Below are 16,364 nucleotides of genomic sequence, written 5' to 3'. Positions count from 1 at the left end.
ACTATAAGCCTATTTGCCGAATTGCTTCATACAGCACAATTGCAACTGCAGTGGCAAGGTTAAGACTCCTTGCTTGTGGTTGCATAGGAATTTTAAAACAACTTTGCTGATAAACTTTATAAATTTCTTGTGAAAATCCTTGATCTTCGCGCCCAAAAAAAATAAAACTTTCCTCTTGAAATGAGGCGGAATAATAAGACTTACTCCCCTTTGTTGTAATAAAAAATTCCTTACCACTAGGAGGGTGAGCTTCCCATAATTCCTGTAGACAAGCCCACTCAAAAAGATCCAAATGCTCCCAATAGTCTAACCCACTACGCCTAATTTCTTTCGCATTCAAGTGAAATCCCAATGGGTGAATAAGGTGCAAGGCAGCACCCCCACTCACACAAAGCCTCCCAATTGCACCTGTATTATGCGGAATTCTAGGTTCAAAGAGAACGATATTAAGACGAGATGATCTCATTAAAGTTTTCTTTTCATATCCCCATGAATGAGAACTTTTAACATCACCGCAAAAGGTTTTGTATTGATTCTCACCATACGCTTAAACTGATAAAGCATAACAGATTCATACACATTCAACATCTCTTCACTCCAATTTTCTCGTGTAGGCGGAGGTTTTGTTGCTGCTACAAGCCTTTTAATATGGAGATACATTTGACGCTTTTTCTCGTTTTGTTCCTCTTCTTCTTTTAATTCAAGCGGACTTGGATTAACTTTTTCCTTTTCTTCTGAAGATTCAGCTTGTCGCACTTGTAAAGAATTAGATTGTGGTTGCATAGGCAAAGACTCTTGTGTGTGAACTTCATTTACTTCCTGCTTAACTTCTGATTCTTCCTGTGCCAATTCAAACAATCGCTCACTTTCTGGAGAAAATTCTATAGAATCTTCATGCATCTTAGCTCCTGTTTGATATATAGAAATTGCTTTAGAACGATAATTAGCCATCCCTTCTCCTAAAAAATAACCGTTTTATTATTGTAGATAAAAATACGATAATTTAATGCAAGCATCAACGCACGTGCCAACACAATTTTTTCCACATCTCTTCCTGCTTTTTGTATTTCTCGAACACTATAAGTATGGTCTATTTTGACAACATCTTGTGCGATAATAGGTCCTTCATCTAAATTCTCATTGACAAAATGTGCTGTTGCACCAATAATCTTAACCCCTCTGTGATATGCTTGTTTATAAGGGTTTGCCCCCACAAATGCAGGAAGAAAAGAATGATGAATATTAATCATTTTATTTTTGTAATGCACTACAAACTCTTCGCTCAAAATCCGCATATACTTTGCCAAAACAAGATAATCTGCACCTCCCAATTCGTCAAGTTGTTGCAATAACTTAGTCTCGTGTTGTTCTCGTGAAAGCCCATCGCTTAAAACCGCGTAAAAGGGAATTTCAAAACGCTCTGCTAATTTTTGCAAATAACGATGATTGCTGATAATTGCTTTAATATTGCATTCCATCTCCCCACTTTCATAGCGCAATAATAAATCACCAAGACAATGATTCTCTTTTGTGCACAAGATAATAATATCTTTACGCTTACATTCTTCTAAGAAAATCATACTTCCTTGAGGAAGAATATTTAATAATTGTTGCTTGATTTCAGGAATTTGCTGATTCAAGCCTTGTAAACTGCACTCTGCACGAAAAAAAAATAACCCTTCTTCCTTATCAACATATTCACTATTTTTTTCAATATTCAAAGAAGCTTGATATAAGATAGAAGTAATTTTATAAATTAACCCCAACTCATCACGGGCATGGATCAATAACACATACTTTTGGAGAGATTGATTCATGGCACACTCCTTAAAATAATATTTGCAAAAATTTGGCTTAAAGAATGGCTTACTTGGCTCAAATAATCATCAAAATTCTTTGATTTACCTCTCCAACTCTCCTCACCCTCTTTAATTCCTGCGATACGCACTAAAGCTTTTTTAGCATCACTCTTCGTGCCAATTGAATCAATCAATCCAAGACTTAATGCACTTGAAGCATCAAAAATACGGCCTTCAGCATAATCTTTATAATTTTTACATGGAATTTTTCTTTCTTGACACACATCTTGTACGAACATCTGATATTGTCGCTGAATAAGATTATCTAATTCCTCTTTTTCATGTGCTGCCCACTGCCTTGTGAATGTCCCCACTTCTTTATAAGCTCCCGCCTTCAACACTTGAGGCTTAATTCCAATTTTTGCCATCAATTCACTAGCATCAAGCCCTTCAAAAATCACACCAATTGACCCAACTAACGCCCCTTTATTCGCATAGATAGAATGGACGCCCAAAGAAGCATAATAACTTCCACTTGCCATCACACCTTCAGCATACGCAACGATAGGCTTTTTTTGGTTAAGTCTTTTGATTTCCTCATACAATTCAACGCTAGGTGACAAAGCCCCGCCTGGAGAATCCACAACAAGCAACACACCTTTAATCGCCGAATCTTTACTTAATGTCTGTATGCTTTCACTCCATACATTTGCGTCAAGAATAGGACCTTTTAGCTCCAAAATAGCTAAATTTGCACCCTTATCAATATCTGTTCGCATACTCCCTATCACGAAAACCAACAAAATCAAAACAATAAAAGCCTTAAAATAGCGCGTAAGGACTGCAAAAGGAAATAAAATGCAAACCCCAATTACTCTGAATACTTCGCCCAAAATTACTCCTTAAAAAATTTCTTCCCCGCCCAACCACATTCTTTGGACTTCCTGTGCATACAAAAGCCATTGTAAGCTTTCTTTGCAACTTTGTTCAATATCTTGAATCTCAAAAAGCGAAATATCTGCATCTCGGCCAACTTCCAAAATACCATTATTCAATCCTAATGCCTTTGCTGCCCTCCTTGTTACACTCAAAAGCAGTTCATCAGCCAAAGGGGCTAAGGGGGCAGAATTTGCAAACAATAAAACACGCAATTCTTCCAACAGAGATAAAGAAGTATTTGATGCTAAAGAATCTGTTGCAACAAGAACAGGCACAAACCCCCTCACCCAGTCATATTGTAATAAATTTCCACCCAAAAGCCGATTAGAACGCGGACAAGTTACAATACTCCCATGACATTGTGCAATCTTTTGTAAATGCTCATCTTGTGCTTGCGTACAATGGACAAAAAGTACACCTTGTTGCAAATCTTCAAAGTAATTTAAGAATCCAAGTGGTGAATAAAAACTTTTTTGCACTGCGGGATTAATTCTAGCATAAAAGTTTTTAAAGTAGCCATTGCTCTGCTGTAGCCATTCCTTTTCCTCTCTAGATTCTAAAAAATGCACACTCATTGGCATATTGCATGCTTTTGCCTCTTGAACTGCTTTTTTAAGCAAGGTCGGCATCACAGAATAGGGCGAATGAATGCCAATACCAACTTTAAAACGTTCATTTTGTAATGTAAGACTTTCTTTAACGCGTTGATGAAAACTATCCCAAATTTCATCACACTTTGCTTCATTTGTGCCAATCAGTTCACAGAAATAGACAACATTTAAAGCTGAATCTGCTAGAATTTCCTTATCCATTCCATAGGAGCTAATAGCTCCAATACTCCCAACACCACTTTTCAGTAATGCCTGGATACTCTGCAACATTCCAACACCAACCTTTTCATCACGTTTTGCCATCACGCTATCAAGCCAATTCCCAAAACTTCCATATTCAAAGCCTTGCTCACTGAATTCAAGATGGGTATGGGCATTGATAAGAGCTGGCATAAGAATGCTAGATTCAAAGAATTGCCCTTGCCCAAATTCTTGACACAAAGCATCATAATCTCCTACACCGATAATGTGATTATATTCAAATGCAACTCCCCCTCTTGTAATAATACGACATTCCTCATTGCAAGTAAGAAGTTTACTTGCTCCAATGACTTTTACCATTTACATCTCCTTTGCAAAATAAATCCCCGATTCTTTGAATTTTTGCTGAAATGACTCATTGTATGCAACCTGAATCGCACTAAAATCCTCTTTTTTAACCCATACGCGCACAGCAAGCTCTACACCCTTGCTCCCCAAATTCACAACCCCAATAAAAGGTTTTGGTTCTGTAAGAATTTTTGATTCTTCTTGCAATAAAGAATAGATAATTTGCTTTACTTGTTGGATATCACTTCCATAATCTAAAACTAAAGTCCAATCAATACGACGCGTCGGACTCTTAGAAAAATTGATAATACGGTTACTTGAAATCATTGAATTCGGAATAGTAACACTGCGATTATCAGCCGTCAAAATCAATGTATGATAGAGGTTAATTTCAAGTACATTTCCTGTAATATTATTAATCTCAATACTATCACCATACCTAAATGGGCGAAAAATAATCAATACAATACCGCTGGCAATATTAGATAAAGAATTCTTTAAAGATAGTGCAATAGCTAAACCTGCAGCCCCTAACACTGCGATAATAGAAGCAGTTTGAACGCCTAAGGCAGAAAGTGCTGAAATTAAAGAAAAAATTAGCAACAGCAAAAATAAGGTTGTAGAGATAAACTTTGCTAAAATAGCTTCACTGAATTTAATAACTGCTTTATAGGCATATCGCCTCACAAACAATGCTATTAGATACCCCACAATCAAATGAATTACCGCACTAAGAATGCGTGGGGTATAGAGCTTTAGCCACACAACAGCAGCTTCTTCAAAAGTTTGCACGTCAATTAATAAAGATTCTAACATTCTCCCTCCTTACAATAAACACATTTTCCACCCAAAATATTCATTATGACATCACCTTGCAAAGTTTTTCCATGATAAGGTGAAAGAGGGTTATCAATTTTACGCGACAATTCTGTATCGACAACAATTAAATCCGCATCTTTCCCCACAGCAATTTCCCCTTTGTTAAGCTTAAGGATAGACGATGGATTATAGGAAGCATAACGCAAAACTTCAGACAAATTAAACATTTTTGTGCAAACAAGCGTTGTGTAAAGTAATGAAAAATAATCTTGCAAAGATTCAACACCAAAGGCTGCCTCTTCAAATGCTAAATCTTTTTTCGTAATGCTAGAAGCAGAATGCAAAGAGGTGAGAACATCAATATGCCCATTTTTCAAAGCCTTGAGTAACTTTAAACGTGTCATTTCACTCTTGAGTGGAGGAAGAATTTTTGCAGCCGTATTATAATGATTACATAATTCTTCTGTCAGGGCAAGATGATGGATAGAACATTCTGTTTTTAAACCTTGATTCTCTTTTTTTGCACGTCCAACAATGGTTAAACTCCGTTCGCTACTCATTGAAAGGAATAAAAATGGATTCTCCATAAAAACGCCCACTTCGGCAATTTTTGCAACTTCTTTCACCTCACTTAATGTTGGAATGCCAGGCAAACCAAGCTTTGCGGATAAATATCCATCATTCATCACACCATTTCTCCGCAAATTTTCATCTTCACAACGACAAAAAATAGGGATATTGAGCAACAAAGAATATTCACAAATTCGTCGCATCAGATTACCATCAATAGAAGATTCTATAAAAATAGCCTTACAACCCTTTTTATGCAGAATAGATAAATCACTCAAACGCCCATCTTCCGTCATTCCATAGGCAATAGGATAAATATTTAATGGAAGAGTGCTACATAAATGACTAACAAATTCTACGCTAACTTCAGAATCAATACGTGGAGTAGAATTGGGAAGAAGTGCGATACTACCCACACCACCCTTTTTTGCAGCCTCTGCAAGAAAAATTAAACTATTATGTGTCAACAAACAATCACGTGGGCAAACATGCAAATCTACAAGCGATGGGATAATGTATCGCCCTTGCAAATCAAAAACTTCTTCCGTTTTATATGATGTCAATTCTGGACCAATGGCTACAATTTTATCTTCTTTGATTCTAATATCAGCTTTTAATTCTTGTTGATAATCGCATAAAATTGCATTTTTTAACAACATAACTATCTCCTTATTTTAGAGTGGATTCTACTAAAAATGCGGAAAGATTATTCATATAACCTGTCGCAACTAATATTCCCATGATAATCAATAATAATCCTGCTAAAATCTCAACAATGTTGAAATAGCGTTGAAATTTCTGAATTAATCCTGCAATAGAACTGATCATTATTGCACTAATCAAGAATGAAAAACCTAAACCTAACGCGTAACAAACAAGCAAGATAAATTGCCTCTCGTCAGCTGCAACAAATGTTATAATTCCGCTTAAAATAGGACCAACACAAGGACTCCAACCTAAGCCAAACGAAACTCCTAACAAGAAAGGGGTAAAGAAAAAACTGAAAGATTGGAGAATCTTTCCTTTGGAATTTTGTAAATTTAAAAAAAACTTTTTTTCATAATACAAAAAAGGGATTTGAATGATATGCATCATATGCAAACCGAATAAAATCAAAATTCCACCTGCAAAATATGCAAAAATGGGTTGTTGTAGAAAAATAGATAAAATCCTTGCCATTGTAGCTCCAAGAATCAAAAAAACAGTACTAAAGCCGAGAATAAAAAATAAACTTTGCAAAATAACCCTCAAGCGAGAATATAGATTCAAAGAACCCTCTTGCTTCATTTCATGAATGGAGATCCCTGAAATGTAAGAGAGATAGATAGGAAGCAATGGAAGGATACAAGGGCTTAAAAAAGTAAGAATGCCCGCAAATAAGCTAATTAAAAAAGGGGCGTTTTCAAAACCAACAAGCATTACATTCTCTAATTCTGTAAACATAACTGCAACACGCTCTCTTTCTGCTTCAAAAATTCTATCAAAGAAGCATCAAAATTATAGCAACGAATATTTAATAATGCACACTTTGCAAAGTTTTTACGAAATTTTAGGTATAATGCGATTTTTAATCTCTGTTTTTAGAATTCTTGCCACTCAATTCCATTTAGAACACTTAAAAATAGCGGTTAATGACTTTAAAAAAGGTGGGTAAAACACAATGCATCATCAAGAAATACTCCATTCATTTAATGATTTTAACTTCAAATCACAACTTTTAAAAGGTATTATCGAGGCGGGTTTTAAAATTCCCTCTCCTATTCAAATTGAAGCCATTCCTTATGTATTGGGCGGACACGATTTAATTGCTCAAGCCCAAACAGGTACGGGAAAAACTGCGGCATTTGCCCTACCTATTATTCAAAACCTTAAAAATAGTGGTAGTATTGAAGCGTTAATCATTACACCAACGCGTGAATTAGCAATGCAAATCAGCGATGAAGTTTATAAGCTTGGACGGTTTTGTAACACAAGAACAGTGTCTATTTATGGTGGACAAAGCATTCATCGTCAAGTAGACCTACTTAAAAAATGCCCTCAAGTCATCATTGCAACACCCGGAAGACTGCTTGACCATTTGCGTAATGATCGTATGGGAAATTTTTCACCATCTATGGTAGTACTTGATGAATCTGATGAAATGCTAGATATGGGGTTTTTAGATGACATTGAAGAAATTTTTACCTATTTACCCAGCTATCGACAAACATTGCTTTTTTCTGCCACCATGCCTCTCCCTATCAAAAATCTTGCTAAAAAAATCTTAAATAATCCAAAAATTGTTAAAATCGCGGCAACAGAGGCAACAAATAGCGATATTTCTCAGAGATATTACATTATTAATGAACATGAAAGGGAAGATGCAATTGTCCGACTCATCGATAGCGAAACACCAACAAAAACAATTATTTTTACGCGCATGAAAAAAGAAGCAGACAACCTCTCACATTGCCTAAAAGCTAGGGGCTATCTCTCTGGTGCGTTACATGGAGATATGGAACAAAGGGATAGACAACAGACAATTAAGCTTTTCAAGCAAGGAGACATTGACATTCTTGTCGCAACGGATGTTGCAGCAAGAGGGCTTGATATTAGTGATGTGAGTCATGTGTTCAACTATCATATTCCTTTAAATTCTGAAAATTATGTCCATCGCATTGGACGAACGGGGAGAGCTGGAAAAAAAGGGATAGCGGTTACATTAGCAACTCCTCTTGAATTTAAAGAAATCAAAAGAATTACTGAAAATACGAAAGCAAAAATTGAGCTATATGAAATTCCTACAATCGCCCAAACCCTCAAAAATGCACATTCTAAACTTATTGCAAAGATGCTAACAACAGAAATTAGCGATGAAGCTTTAAGATTGTATGAACAACTTTCAGAAGAAATGGAAACTTCTCAACTTGCATGTAAACTTTTGTCAGTCTTATTAAATAACCACGCAATTTCTGGACCAAATAAAATTGGTTTAAACAAAGAAGATCTTGCAAAAATCAAAAATTCTTTGTTAAGATACAACAAAAAAACAACCACTGACCGCAGAAGAGGAGGTTTTAGAGGAGATAATGGGTTTGGCAGGAAACATTCTCGTTCTTCCGATAAACGACACAAGCCAAATCGTTCCAATCGGTAGTGTTAATTTTAATATAAGGAGAGAATCTTATGGAATTTGAAAAATATCCCTTTGAAAAGTTGCAAGAAATTTTGAAAGGAATTCAACCAGCACCCATTCAACCCATTTCTTTGACTATTGGTGAACCCCAATTTACTACACCACAACCCATTCAGCAAGCCTTTAAAGATGCAAGTGACCTTTTAAATCGTTATCCTGCATCACAAGGAGAAAAAGGATTAAAAGATGCGATTATCGACTACATTATCCGCCGTTATAAAATTTCTTTGAGTGATTCTGAAGTCGTATTAAGCTTTGGAACACGGGAGGTGCTTTTTAACTTACCCCAATATCTACTTTTTGATCGCACAAATCCTGTTATTGCACACCCCAACCCTTTCTACCAAATTTATGAAGGAGCAGCTAAAATTTCACGTGCTAGAACTATATATATGGATTTAACACCTGAAAATCATTTTACCCCTCAATTAACAAAGCAACAGATGGAAGAAGTCGATATTGTGATTCTGAATTCCCCAAATAATCCAACAGGTAAAGCATTAACACAAGAAGAACTAGCACAATGGGTACTGAATGCATTGGAATATAATTTTGTGATTATTAGCGATGAATGCTATAGCGAAATTTATACAAATTCTCCGCCACACTCAATCTTAGAGGCATCAAGAAGCGTCGGAAATCACTCTTTCAAAAATATTTTGGCCATCAATTCTATCTCTAAACGTTCAAGTGCACCCGGCTTAAGAAGTGGTTATGTCGCTGGGGATGCAGAAATTTTAAGAGGCTATAGACGCTTTAGAACATACATTGGCTGTGCTGTGCCACTACCCCTACAAAGAGCAGCTACTGTGGCATGGAGTGACGATAGTGCGGCAATAACTGCAAGAAAGGTTTATGCACAAAATTTATCTCTAGCACAAGAACTTTTGGGTGTTGAAATTCAACCTTTCACATTCTATGTATGGCTGTTTGTAAAAGATGATGTCAAGTTTACTCAAGAACTTTATGCAAAACATGCAATCACGACGTTGCCAGGCTCTTTTTTGGGAAGAGATGGGGCAGGAAAAGGGTTTGTAAGAATTGCTCTTGTTTATGAAACACAACAATGCAAAGAAGCTTTAACGCGTCTTTCTTATGCATATCAAGATTATATGAAACAATAAATATTTTATTGTACGAAGCGGAGAATAATGGGAAAAATACAAAAAATTCATTTTATTGGTATTGGTGGCATTGGTATTTCTGGACTTGCACGTTATCTGAATGCACAAGGCGTAGCGATTAGCGGTTCAGACATTAAAGAAAGCAAAACAACAAAAGAACTTCAACAAATGGGTATTAAAATCACCATTCCACACGATGCTTCAGCGATTAATGACCAAGATATAGTTGTCCATTCAGCAATCATCAAGCAAGATAATATAGAGATTCTTGTCGCTAAGCAAAAGGGTATTGCGGTTTTATCGCGCAAGGAGGTTTTGCCCCTTATTTTAGGAGACAAAAAGGTTTATTCCGTTGCTGGAGCACATGGAAAAAGTACAACAAGTGCAATTCTAAGTGCATTACTCCCTGAATCAAGTGCAATTATCGGTGCAATTAGCAAGGAGTTTGGCTCAAATGTGCGACAAATTAAGAGTGAAAGTGTTGTCTTTGAAGCGGATGAGAGCGACCAAAGTTTTTTAAGCTCAAATCCCTATTGTGCAATAGTTGTGAATGCAGAAGCGGAGCATTTGGAAAATTACAATTATGATTTACATCTTTTTCATGGGGCGTATGCACAATTTTTACTCAATTCATCCAAACGGATCATTAACGCAGAAGATTCCTATTTAGAAACACTTTCAGAATTAAGGGCAATGCGCCTTTTTCCAAGTAAAGATATTCGCAATATCCATTATCATCTAATTAATGGGGAGCCTTATACACAGTTTGAATTAAAAAGCTTTGGACTATTCCGTGTTTGGGGCATTGGAGAACATATTGCACTAGATGCATCATTGGCTATCTTAAGTTTGGTCGATGAAGTGGGTATTGAAGTTTTACGCCAACGACTCCTAAATTTTAAGGGTATAGAAAAACGATTTGATGTTATCCTGAAAGGTAAATTAACAATTATTGATGATTACGCACATCATCCTACAGAGGTAAAAGCAACGCTTGTTGCAGTGCATCGCTATGCACAATTATTAAATGTTAATATTGTAACGATAATTTGGCAACCCCATAAATATTCACGTCTATTGAGTAATTTAGAAGGTTTCAAGGAATGTTTTGGAAAGAATATTCGCTTAATTATTCTCCCTGTCTATGCCGCTTCAGAAGAATATGTAAAAATTGATTTTATGGAACATTTTGGACATTATCAACCCATCTTAGCCACACATATCAAACGCATAAATCAAGGTAATAATCAACGTTTACTAGTCATGAATCATCATGAAGTTTTACTAGAAATTACTGAAGGTCTAAGTGTTGGATTTGGTGCGGGAGATATTACAACAATGCTTCGATATGATACATCAACTACTTAAAAGGGTACTCATTTGAAAATAGGACATAAAGTAAGTGTATTACCCTTTTACTTTATTCATTCTGATGCTTTTCTCAAAGAATATAAAAATTCTATTGCTTTTTCTTCTTCCACAAAACTATCTAACAAAATTTTTCCACCATCAAAAATTACATAAACTTGATATTGTAACCCACCTCTTGCATTATGTGCCATAATTGTGTATCCAATAACGTGTTCTTTTTTAATACAGGCTTCCACAAGAAATTTATCTTTCGATAAACAACCAACCTCATTGTGGTGTTGATAAATATAAAAAGAATCTTCAGCAAAAAACTTCAATATTAGCTCCTTTATTAGTAAAAGTATTAACGAAAATAACGATTTCTTAACAAGAATGCAAAAGGGTATGCAAGGCTATATAAGATTTTTACCATCAAAGGAAGTCTCTGCAACCCTACAAAAAATCCATAACCTAAATACTGCGTAAATAAAGCATATTTTAATAAATGTTTCAAGTAAGGTTTAGGATATTTCCACAATAAATCTGTATAATGTGTAATAAAATAATGGGCATCAAAATGCAAACCTTTAGGTGCCTTTTTGCGAATTCCTACACTTAAGGAAGGTTCATTTTCGTTCACATAAAATATCCTCAAACGTTGATTAATGCGGTAAGCGATTGGCTTTTCACTCATTACAATTTTATTCCAAAAATGGCTTTCAGGAATAAACCCAAGCATTTTTTCTGCATCATTCAATACCCAATGCTTCTTTAGAATTGTTGCATTCGAGGCAATCCAATTTTCCCCAACCCGTTCAATTTCACCACCAAATGCAAAATCAATAGGATTGTAATAACCTTCATTGCGGTAATCCTCTCCAATATTTTGCCCATTTTGTGTCACACATAGTGCAAGAATTCCATTACATTTTTCTTGCTCGTCCTCTGTTAATTTCAACCATGCCTCTGAAAATTTCTCTACAGTTTCAGCAACAAAACAATCATCTGAATCAGCAATAATAATTAATTCTCCCTTTGCCATTGGGATACCCAATGCAAGTGCACTTGTCTTACCTTCATTCTCCTTATAATAGTAATGTATTTCAAAGTCTGCTTCCTGCTGATAAGCCTTAATCTGCTCCTTTGTACCATCTTTTGAGCCATCATCAATCACAATCCACTCAAAAGAACGCAAAGTTTGTTGACACAAACTTTCAAAAACCCTGTGAATCTTATCTACACGGTTAAAAGTTGGCGTAATAAATGTAAAAAAAACCGTCCGCATTAAACCCTCCACTAACATTCATTTGCATTATAACATTTTAGAACCAACATCCAAATATTTATGTACTATTAATATTTTCTAAAAGACTCAAATGATACAATAACGCGTACATTGTAAGTCAAAATATAAGTTTTATTAGGAGGTAGGTCATGATACTTCAAAGAATAGTCGCTTTGGTATTAATGGTTTTGGCTTGTATGGGGGTTACTCATGCAGCCCCTACAACTACACAAGGGAAAGCAATGATAAAACCTAACATTATGATTTTAGCCACAGGCGGAACAATCGCTGGCTCAATCGATTCCAATATTAAAACAACGGGTTATACTGCTGGTGTTGTCGGTATCGATGTATTAATTAATGCTGTACCAGAAATAAAAAATCTTGCAAATATCAAGGGTGAACAAATTGCGAATATCGATTCTGCTGACATGAGTGATGAAATTTGGCTCACTCTAACACAAAAAATCAATACGCTTCTTTCAAGCAAAGAGGTCGATGGGATTGTCATCACACATGGAACAGACACAATGGAGGAAACAGCATTTTTCTTACACCTCACTATCAAAAGCGATAAACCTGTTGTGTTAACAGGTGCTATGCGACCTAGCACCGCAATGAGTGCTGATGGACCTAAGAATCTTTATAATGCCGTTGCACTTGCAAGTAGCCCACTTGCAAAGGGTAAAGGTGTAATGGTTGCTATGAATGATAAAATTCAGAGTGCGAGATTTGTTAGTAAAACTCACGCCCTTAATGTTGAGACTTTTAAATCTCTAAATGCTGGAGATATGGGTTATATTCTTGATGGCATTATTTATTTTAACTATATTCCTAACTACCCCCACACCCAAAAAAGCATTTTTGACGCTAACAACCTCAAGAGTCTACCCAAAGTAGATATTCTTTATTCTTACGCAAATGATGGTTCAGATATCGCAGCACAAGCTCTATTTAACGGAAATACAAAAGGTATTGTTGTCGCTGGAACAGGTGCTGGGAGCATTCACAAAAACCAAAAAGATACCTTAAAACAACTTATGAAAAAAGGTTTGATTGTTGTGCAAAGTTCAAGGGTAGGCACTGGGATTGTCTTAGCAAGTGAAGCGGATTCCAAGTTAGGCTTTATTGGTGCGAAAGATTTAAATCCACAAAAAGCAAGAGTCCTTTTAATGCTTGCACTGACAAAAAGTAATAATCCCACAGAAATTGCTAAAATTTTTCAGCAATACTAAAAGCAATATTCTTAAGACAAAAACTAAGCTAAAAGTTTTAAGAATGGCTTTCTAAGCAATTCTTAAATGCCTGAATATAGGCATCTGCAATTTGCTTGGCATCAAATTTTTTAGCGTATTCTTTCAACTTGGCAGAGTCAAAACAAATATCTTTTTGAATAACCTTTAAGAGAATTTCTGCAAGTAATGTAGGTTGCAAAGAAAATAAAACACCGTATTTTGTTATCTCATATTCACATTCTAAATAAGGTGGCTTTTGGGATTGTAAAATCTCTCTAGGACCATTTGGACAATCGCTACTTATTGGTGGAATTCCTAAAGCTAAGGATTCAACAAGCACATTTAAGAATCCTTCATACAAAGACGCTGAAAGCAAGGCAACTGCATTTTTGATGAGAGGGTAAGGATTCTTAATAAATCCACCCAAAAATACATCATTTTGCAAACCTAATTCAATAATTAACTGCTTAAGTTTTCCTTCCAACTCACCTTCCCCTAAAATCAACAATAGGGGCATTTCAATACCACTTAAAGAATCTTTTAATATCTTGAAGGATTCAATTAAAAAATGGTGGTTCTTGCCTGAATCAAGTCGCCCAATCGCAATAAACATTTTCCGATCTGAAAACCTATCTTGTATTCGACTCAAAAGAGCAGACTCTTCTTGACTCATTGCCTCAATTTGCTGAATCTCGAAAGGATTATAAATAGCTTGTATACGAGAATGCGGAATGAAAAAATTCTGCTCCAAATCCTTTTTAACCCCTAAAGAGACACTAACAATATGGTTTGCCTTAGGATAAAGTCGACGAATCAAAAAACGGCTTATTCTTGCCCCTATCCCCGTTCCTTGATATTGCATTGATGGCGTAGCATGTTCGCTAATAATTGTTTGAATGCTTAAAGGAGCAGTCGCTAGAAGATTCATATAATTTGGACGATTAAGAAGCGAAAAAGATAAATCAGCTTGAATGCGTTGAAGAAATTGGCGATACTGAAGTGCAATCATAGGAATTCTCAGTAATTTCATCAAAGAGCAATCAGAGGATTGACTTTTACCTAAAAGCGTATAAGGTTCTTGCAATTCATAGCTATTTTTATCTTCCAATAACACTAAATGAACTTCAAATTCTTGATGAAAATAAGGTAGCAAAGTACTTAAAACGCGTTCAGCTCCTCCGCCACCCAAAGAATAAATTAAAATTGCTAAAACTGGTTTTTTGGATTGTATATCTGTTATCAAAATCTCCCCCTTATAAAATTGATTTTAACCTTAAATTAAGTAAATATTAAGAATAAAATGTTAGAATGTCGCTTCCACTTGCAGGATTGTAACATAAATGCAAGAATTTCCCAATAATCACTCAAGGGGTTTTTACAATGAATATGACAAAAATGGCTAATAATAGCGAGATAAAGAGAGAATGGATAGTATTAGACGCTAAAGATCAAACTTTTGGCCGTTTAATTACGCAAATTGCAATTATTTTAAGGGGCAAACACAAACCCTCCTTTACGCCTCATGTTGACTGCGGTGATTTTGTTGTTGTCATCAATGCCGATAAAGTGAAATTCAGCGGTGCAAAACTGGATAATAAACAATATTTTACGCATTCAGGTTATTTTGGTAGCACAAAGTCACAAGTACTGAATGAAATGCTAGAAAAAAGTCCGGAAAAGCTTTTTCGTTTAGCGGTTAGAGGAATGCTACCCAAAACAAAGTTGGCACGTACAATCATCAAAAAACTTAAAGTCTATGCAGGTGAAGAACATCCTCATACAGCTCAAGTGAAGAAATAAGGATTCAAAATGGCAAAAATTTATGCAACAGGAAAAAGAAAAACAGCAATTGCAAAAGTTTGGCTTGCGCCCGGTAGCGGTAAGCTTTCTATTAATGGCACAAATCTCAATGAGTGGCTAGGTGGGCATGAGACAATCAAGATGAAGGTAATGCAACCCTTGCTTCTAACAAAACAAGAAAGTAGCGTAGATATTGTTGCAGTAAGTTTCGGTGGTGGTTATTCTGCACAAGCAGAGGCATTGAGACACGGAATTTCTAAAGCTTTAGCAGTTTATGACACAGGCTTTAGAGCAATTCTTAAACCAAAGGGCTTATTAACAAGAGATTCTAGGGTTGTAGAACGCAAAAAATACGGAAAGCGAAAGGCTCGTCGAAGTCCTCAATTCTCAAAAAGATAATATTTTATGGAATTTTGGGAAGATTGCTTTTAGATTTCTTTTTTTGCAACTAACTTTATGAATGCTGAAAAGATATTAGAATTACGGCGATTATATTGGGAAAGAATGTGTGGAATGCTTTACCTCGAACCTAAAGTAATCCAACACAAAGCCATTTATCGCCCAACAAATCAGAATCTTGTGCAAGTTGAGCGTGACATACAACATTGTCAGCTTTGTTTGTTAGGAAAATCCCAAAAGCAGAATGTCGGCTTTTATGGGCAAAATCTTAAGGTTGCCTTTGTTTCAGAAACTCCTTTTACACCGCATTCACATTCGTCATCACTAATTACACGTAGTGGTGAAATGCTACACAATATGATTGAGAATGTGTTGCTCCTAAAACGCGATGAAATCGCCCTATTATCCGTACTGAAATGTACTCCCAATTTAGGCGACACAAATCTACAGGAACCTACAGAATGCTGTCGTCCATATCTTTATCAACAGCTTATGCTACTTTCTCCACACGTTATTGTGCTTTTGGGCGATAATGTAGGACAATTCTTTTTTATGGAGGATATGCAGAATATGCGTGGTAAAAAACAAATTTGGGAGGGGATGAATGTCGTATTAACCTATAGCCCTAAGTTTTTACTAAAAAATCCATCTTTTAAAAAAGATGCTATGCGCGATCTTTTATTTATCAAAAACTTACTATGAAGGATTA

18 protein-coding genes are annotated in these 16,364 nt (G+C 35.8%); 7 read left to right on the top strand and 11 right to left on the bottom strand.

The window, feature by feature from the left end; translation table 11 throughout:
* Position 1: 1 nt before the first annotated feature.
* From CCZ01_RS00225 to CCZ01_RS00190, 8 genes are read right to left on the bottom strand one after another with little or no spacing between them, the layout of a single operon-like run.
* Positions 2–466 (bottom strand): tRNA (cytidine(34)-2'-O)-methyltransferase, encoded by a 465-nt coding sequence (locus tag CCZ01_RS00225; RefSeq protein WP_112051222.1) that lies wholly within the window; start codon positions 464–466, stop codon positions 2–4.
* The gene (locus CCZ01_RS00220) at positions 466–951 is read right to left on the bottom strand and encodes a hypothetical protein (RefSeq protein ID WP_112051221.1); all 486 of its coding nucleotides are present in this window, start codon (positions 949–951) and stop codon (positions 466–468) included. Before CCZ01_RS00220 ends, CCZ01_RS00225 begins: the two co-directional genes overlap by 1 nt.
* Positions 952–959: 8 nt before the next feature.
* A complete protein-coding gene (gene purU, locus CCZ01_RS00215; protein WP_112051220.1) occupies positions 960–1,817 on the bottom strand; it encodes a formyltetrahydrofolate deformylase in 858 nt (285 codons plus the stop codon).
* Positions 1,814–2,692 carry a signal peptide peptidase SppA gene (gene sppA, locus CCZ01_RS00210; RefSeq protein ID WP_258436116.1) on the bottom strand — a complete coding sequence of 293 codons (879 nt, stop codon included), beginning with the start codon at positions 2,690–2,692 and terminating at the stop codon, positions 1,814–1,816. The genes purU and sppA overlap by 4 nt, the downstream gene beginning before the upstream one ends.
* Positions 2,693–2,701: 9 nt before the next feature.
* The gene (gene mqnF / locus CCZ01_RS00205) at positions 2,702–3,910 is read right to left on the bottom strand and encodes an aminofutalosine deaminase family hydrolase (RefSeq protein WP_112051219.1); all 1,209 of its coding nucleotides are present in this window, start codon (positions 3,908–3,910) and stop codon (positions 2,702–2,704) included.
* The gene (locus CCZ01_RS00200) at positions 3,911–4,714 is read right to left on the bottom strand and encodes a mechanosensitive ion channel family protein (RefSeq protein ID WP_112051218.1); all 804 of its coding nucleotides are present in this window, start codon (positions 4,712–4,714) and stop codon (positions 3,911–3,913) included. It lies immediately after the preceding gene.
* Positions 4,708–5,946 carry an amidohydrolase family protein gene (locus CCZ01_RS00195; RefSeq protein ID WP_258436112.1) on the bottom strand — a complete coding sequence of 413 codons (1,239 nt, stop codon included), beginning with the start codon at positions 5,944–5,946 and terminating at the stop codon, positions 4,708–4,710. The genes CCZ01_RS00200 and CCZ01_RS00195 overlap by 7 nt, the downstream gene beginning before the upstream one ends.
* 10 nt (positions 5,947–5,956) lie before the next feature.
* On the bottom strand, positions 5,957–6,730 hold the full coding sequence (locus CCZ01_RS00190) for a cytochrome c biogenesis CcdA family protein (RefSeq protein WP_112051217.1): 774 nt from the start codon (positions 6,728–6,730) through the stop codon (positions 5,957–5,959).
* A gap of 217 nt (positions 6,731–6,947) precedes the next feature.
* Between CCZ01_RS00190 and CCZ01_RS00185 the strand changes: the two genes are divergently transcribed.
* From CCZ01_RS00185 to murC, 3 genes are read left to right on the top strand one after another with little or no spacing between them, the layout of a single operon-like run.
* On the top strand, positions 6,948–8,423 hold the full coding sequence (locus CCZ01_RS00185) for a DEAD/DEAH box helicase (RefSeq protein ID WP_112051216.1): 1,476 nt from the start codon (positions 6,948–6,950) through the stop codon (positions 8,421–8,423).
* 29 nt (positions 8,424–8,452) lie between these two features.
* Positions 8,453–9,586 (top strand): succinyldiaminopimelate transaminase, encoded by a 1,134-nt coding sequence (locus tag CCZ01_RS00180; protein WP_112051215.1) that lies wholly within the window; start codon positions 8,453–8,455, stop codon positions 9,584–9,586.
* A gap of 27 nt (positions 9,587–9,613) precedes the next feature.
* A complete protein-coding gene (murC, locus tag CCZ01_RS00175) occupies positions 9,614–10,954 on the top strand; it encodes a UDP-N-acetylmuramate--L-alanine ligase (protein WP_112051214.1) in 1,341 nt (446 codons plus the stop codon).
* A 56-nt stretch (positions 10,955–11,010) separates the two neighbouring features.
* Here murC and CCZ01_RS00170 read toward each other — a convergent pair whose 3' ends face one another.
* Entirely contained in the window at positions 11,011–11,274 is a 264-nt protein-coding gene (locus CCZ01_RS00170; protein ID WP_112051213.1) for a hypothetical protein, read from the bottom strand.
* Positions 11,275–11,300: 26 nt separating this feature from the next.
* A complete protein-coding gene (locus CCZ01_RS00165) occupies positions 11,301–12,221 on the bottom strand; it encodes a glycosyltransferase family A protein (protein WP_181566248.1) in 921 nt (306 codons plus the stop codon).
* 242 nt (positions 12,222–12,463) lie between these two features.
* Between CCZ01_RS00165 and CCZ01_RS00160 the strand changes: the two genes are divergently transcribed.
* Complete coding sequence (locus CCZ01_RS00160; protein ID WP_258436241.1) at positions 12,464–13,456, top strand: type II asparaginase; 993 nt, start codon at positions 12,464–12,466, stop codon at positions 13,454–13,456.
* 37 nt (positions 13,457–13,493) lie between these two features.
* Here CCZ01_RS00160 and CCZ01_RS00155 read toward each other — a convergent pair whose 3' ends face one another.
* Positions 13,494–14,699 (bottom strand): glycosyltransferase, encoded by a 1,206-nt coding sequence (locus CCZ01_RS00155; protein WP_112051211.1) that lies wholly within the window; start codon positions 14,697–14,699, stop codon positions 13,494–13,496.
* Between the two features lie 137 nt (positions 14,700–14,836).
* On the opposite strand from CCZ01_RS00155, the gene rplM reads away from it, so the two are divergent.
* The 3 genes from rplM to CCZ01_RS00140 are packed head-to-tail and all read left to right on the top strand — an operon-like array spanning position 14,837 to position 16,357.
* Positions 14,837–15,256, top strand: a complete 420-nt coding sequence (gene rplM, locus CCZ01_RS00150; RefSeq protein WP_112051210.1) for a 50S ribosomal protein L13 — start codon at positions 14,837–14,839, stop codon at positions 15,254–15,256.
* 9 nt (positions 15,257–15,265) lie between these two features.
* Positions 15,266–15,655: a 30S ribosomal protein S9 gene (rpsI, locus tag CCZ01_RS00145; RefSeq protein ID WP_112051209.1), complete on the top strand. Its 390-nt coding sequence runs from the start codon at positions 15,266–15,268 to the stop codon at positions 15,653–15,655.
* 57 nt (positions 15,656–15,712) lie between these two features.
* Complete coding sequence (locus CCZ01_RS00140) at positions 15,713–16,357, top strand: uracil-DNA glycosylase family protein (protein WP_112051208.1); 645 nt, start codon at positions 15,713–15,715, stop codon at positions 16,355–16,357.
* Positions 16,358–16,364 lie beyond the last annotated feature (7 nt).

This window comes from Helicobacter monodelphidis (genome assembly GCF_003288845.1).
GTDB lineage: Bacteria > Campylobacterota > Campylobacteria > Campylobacterales > Helicobacteraceae > NHYN01.
The sequence above is the reverse complement of the archived record's forward strand: the minus strand, read 5'-3'. Positions and strand labels throughout refer to the sequence as shown.

Coding starts and splice junctions, on each gene's coding strand:
- CCZ01_RS00225 (WP_112051222.1), bottom strand. CDS start 466: ATGAGATCATCTCGTCTTAATATCGTTCTCTTTGAACCTAGAATTCCG.
- CCZ01_RS00220 (WP_112051221.1), bottom strand. CDS start 951: ATGGCTAATTATCGTTCTAAAGCAATTTCTATATATCAAACAGGAGCT.
- purU (WP_112051220.1), bottom strand. CDS start 1,817: ATGAATCAATCTCTCCAAAAGTATGTGTTATTGATCCATGCCCGTGAT.
- mqnF (WP_112051219.1), bottom strand. CDS start 3,910: ATGGTAAAAGTCATTGGAGCAAGTAAACTTCTTACTTGCAATGAGGAA.
- CCZ01_RS00200 (WP_112051218.1), bottom strand. CDS start 4,714: ATGTTAGAATCTTTATTAATTGACGTGCAAACTTTTGAAGAAGCTGCT.
- CCZ01_RS00195 (WP_258436112.1), bottom strand. CDS start 5,946: ATGTTGTTAAAAAATGCAATTTTATGCGATTATCAACAAGAATTAAAA.
- CCZ01_RS00190 (WP_112051217.1), bottom strand. CDS start 6,730: ATGTTTACAGAATTAGAGAATGTAATGCTTGTTGGTTTTGAAAACGCC.
- CCZ01_RS00185 (WP_112051216.1), top strand. CDS start 6,948: ATGCATCATCAAGAAATACTCCATTCATTTAATGATTTTAACTTCAAA.
- CCZ01_RS00180 (WP_112051215.1), top strand. CDS start 8,453: ATGGAATTTGAAAAATATCCCTTTGAAAAGTTGCAAGAAATTTTGAAA.
- murC (WP_112051214.1), top strand. CDS start 9,614: ATGGGAAAAATACAAAAAATTCATTTTATTGGTATTGGTGGCATTGGT.
- CCZ01_RS00165 (WP_181566248.1), bottom strand. CDS start 12,221: ATGCGGACGGTTTTTTTTACATTTATTACGCCAACTTTTAACCGTGTA.
- CCZ01_RS00160 (WP_258436241.1), top strand. CDS start 12,464: ATGATAAAACCTAACATTATGATTTTAGCCACAGGCGGAACAATCGCT.
- rplM (WP_112051210.1), top strand. CDS start 14,837: ATGAATATGACAAAAATGGCTAATAATAGCGAGATAAAGAGAGAATGG.
- rpsI (WP_112051209.1), top strand. CDS start 15,266: ATGGCAAAAATTTATGCAACAGGAAAAAGAAAAACAGCAATTGCAAAA.
- CCZ01_RS00140 (WP_112051208.1), top strand. CDS start 15,713: ATGAATGCTGAAAAGATATTAGAATTACGGCGATTATATTGGGAAAGA.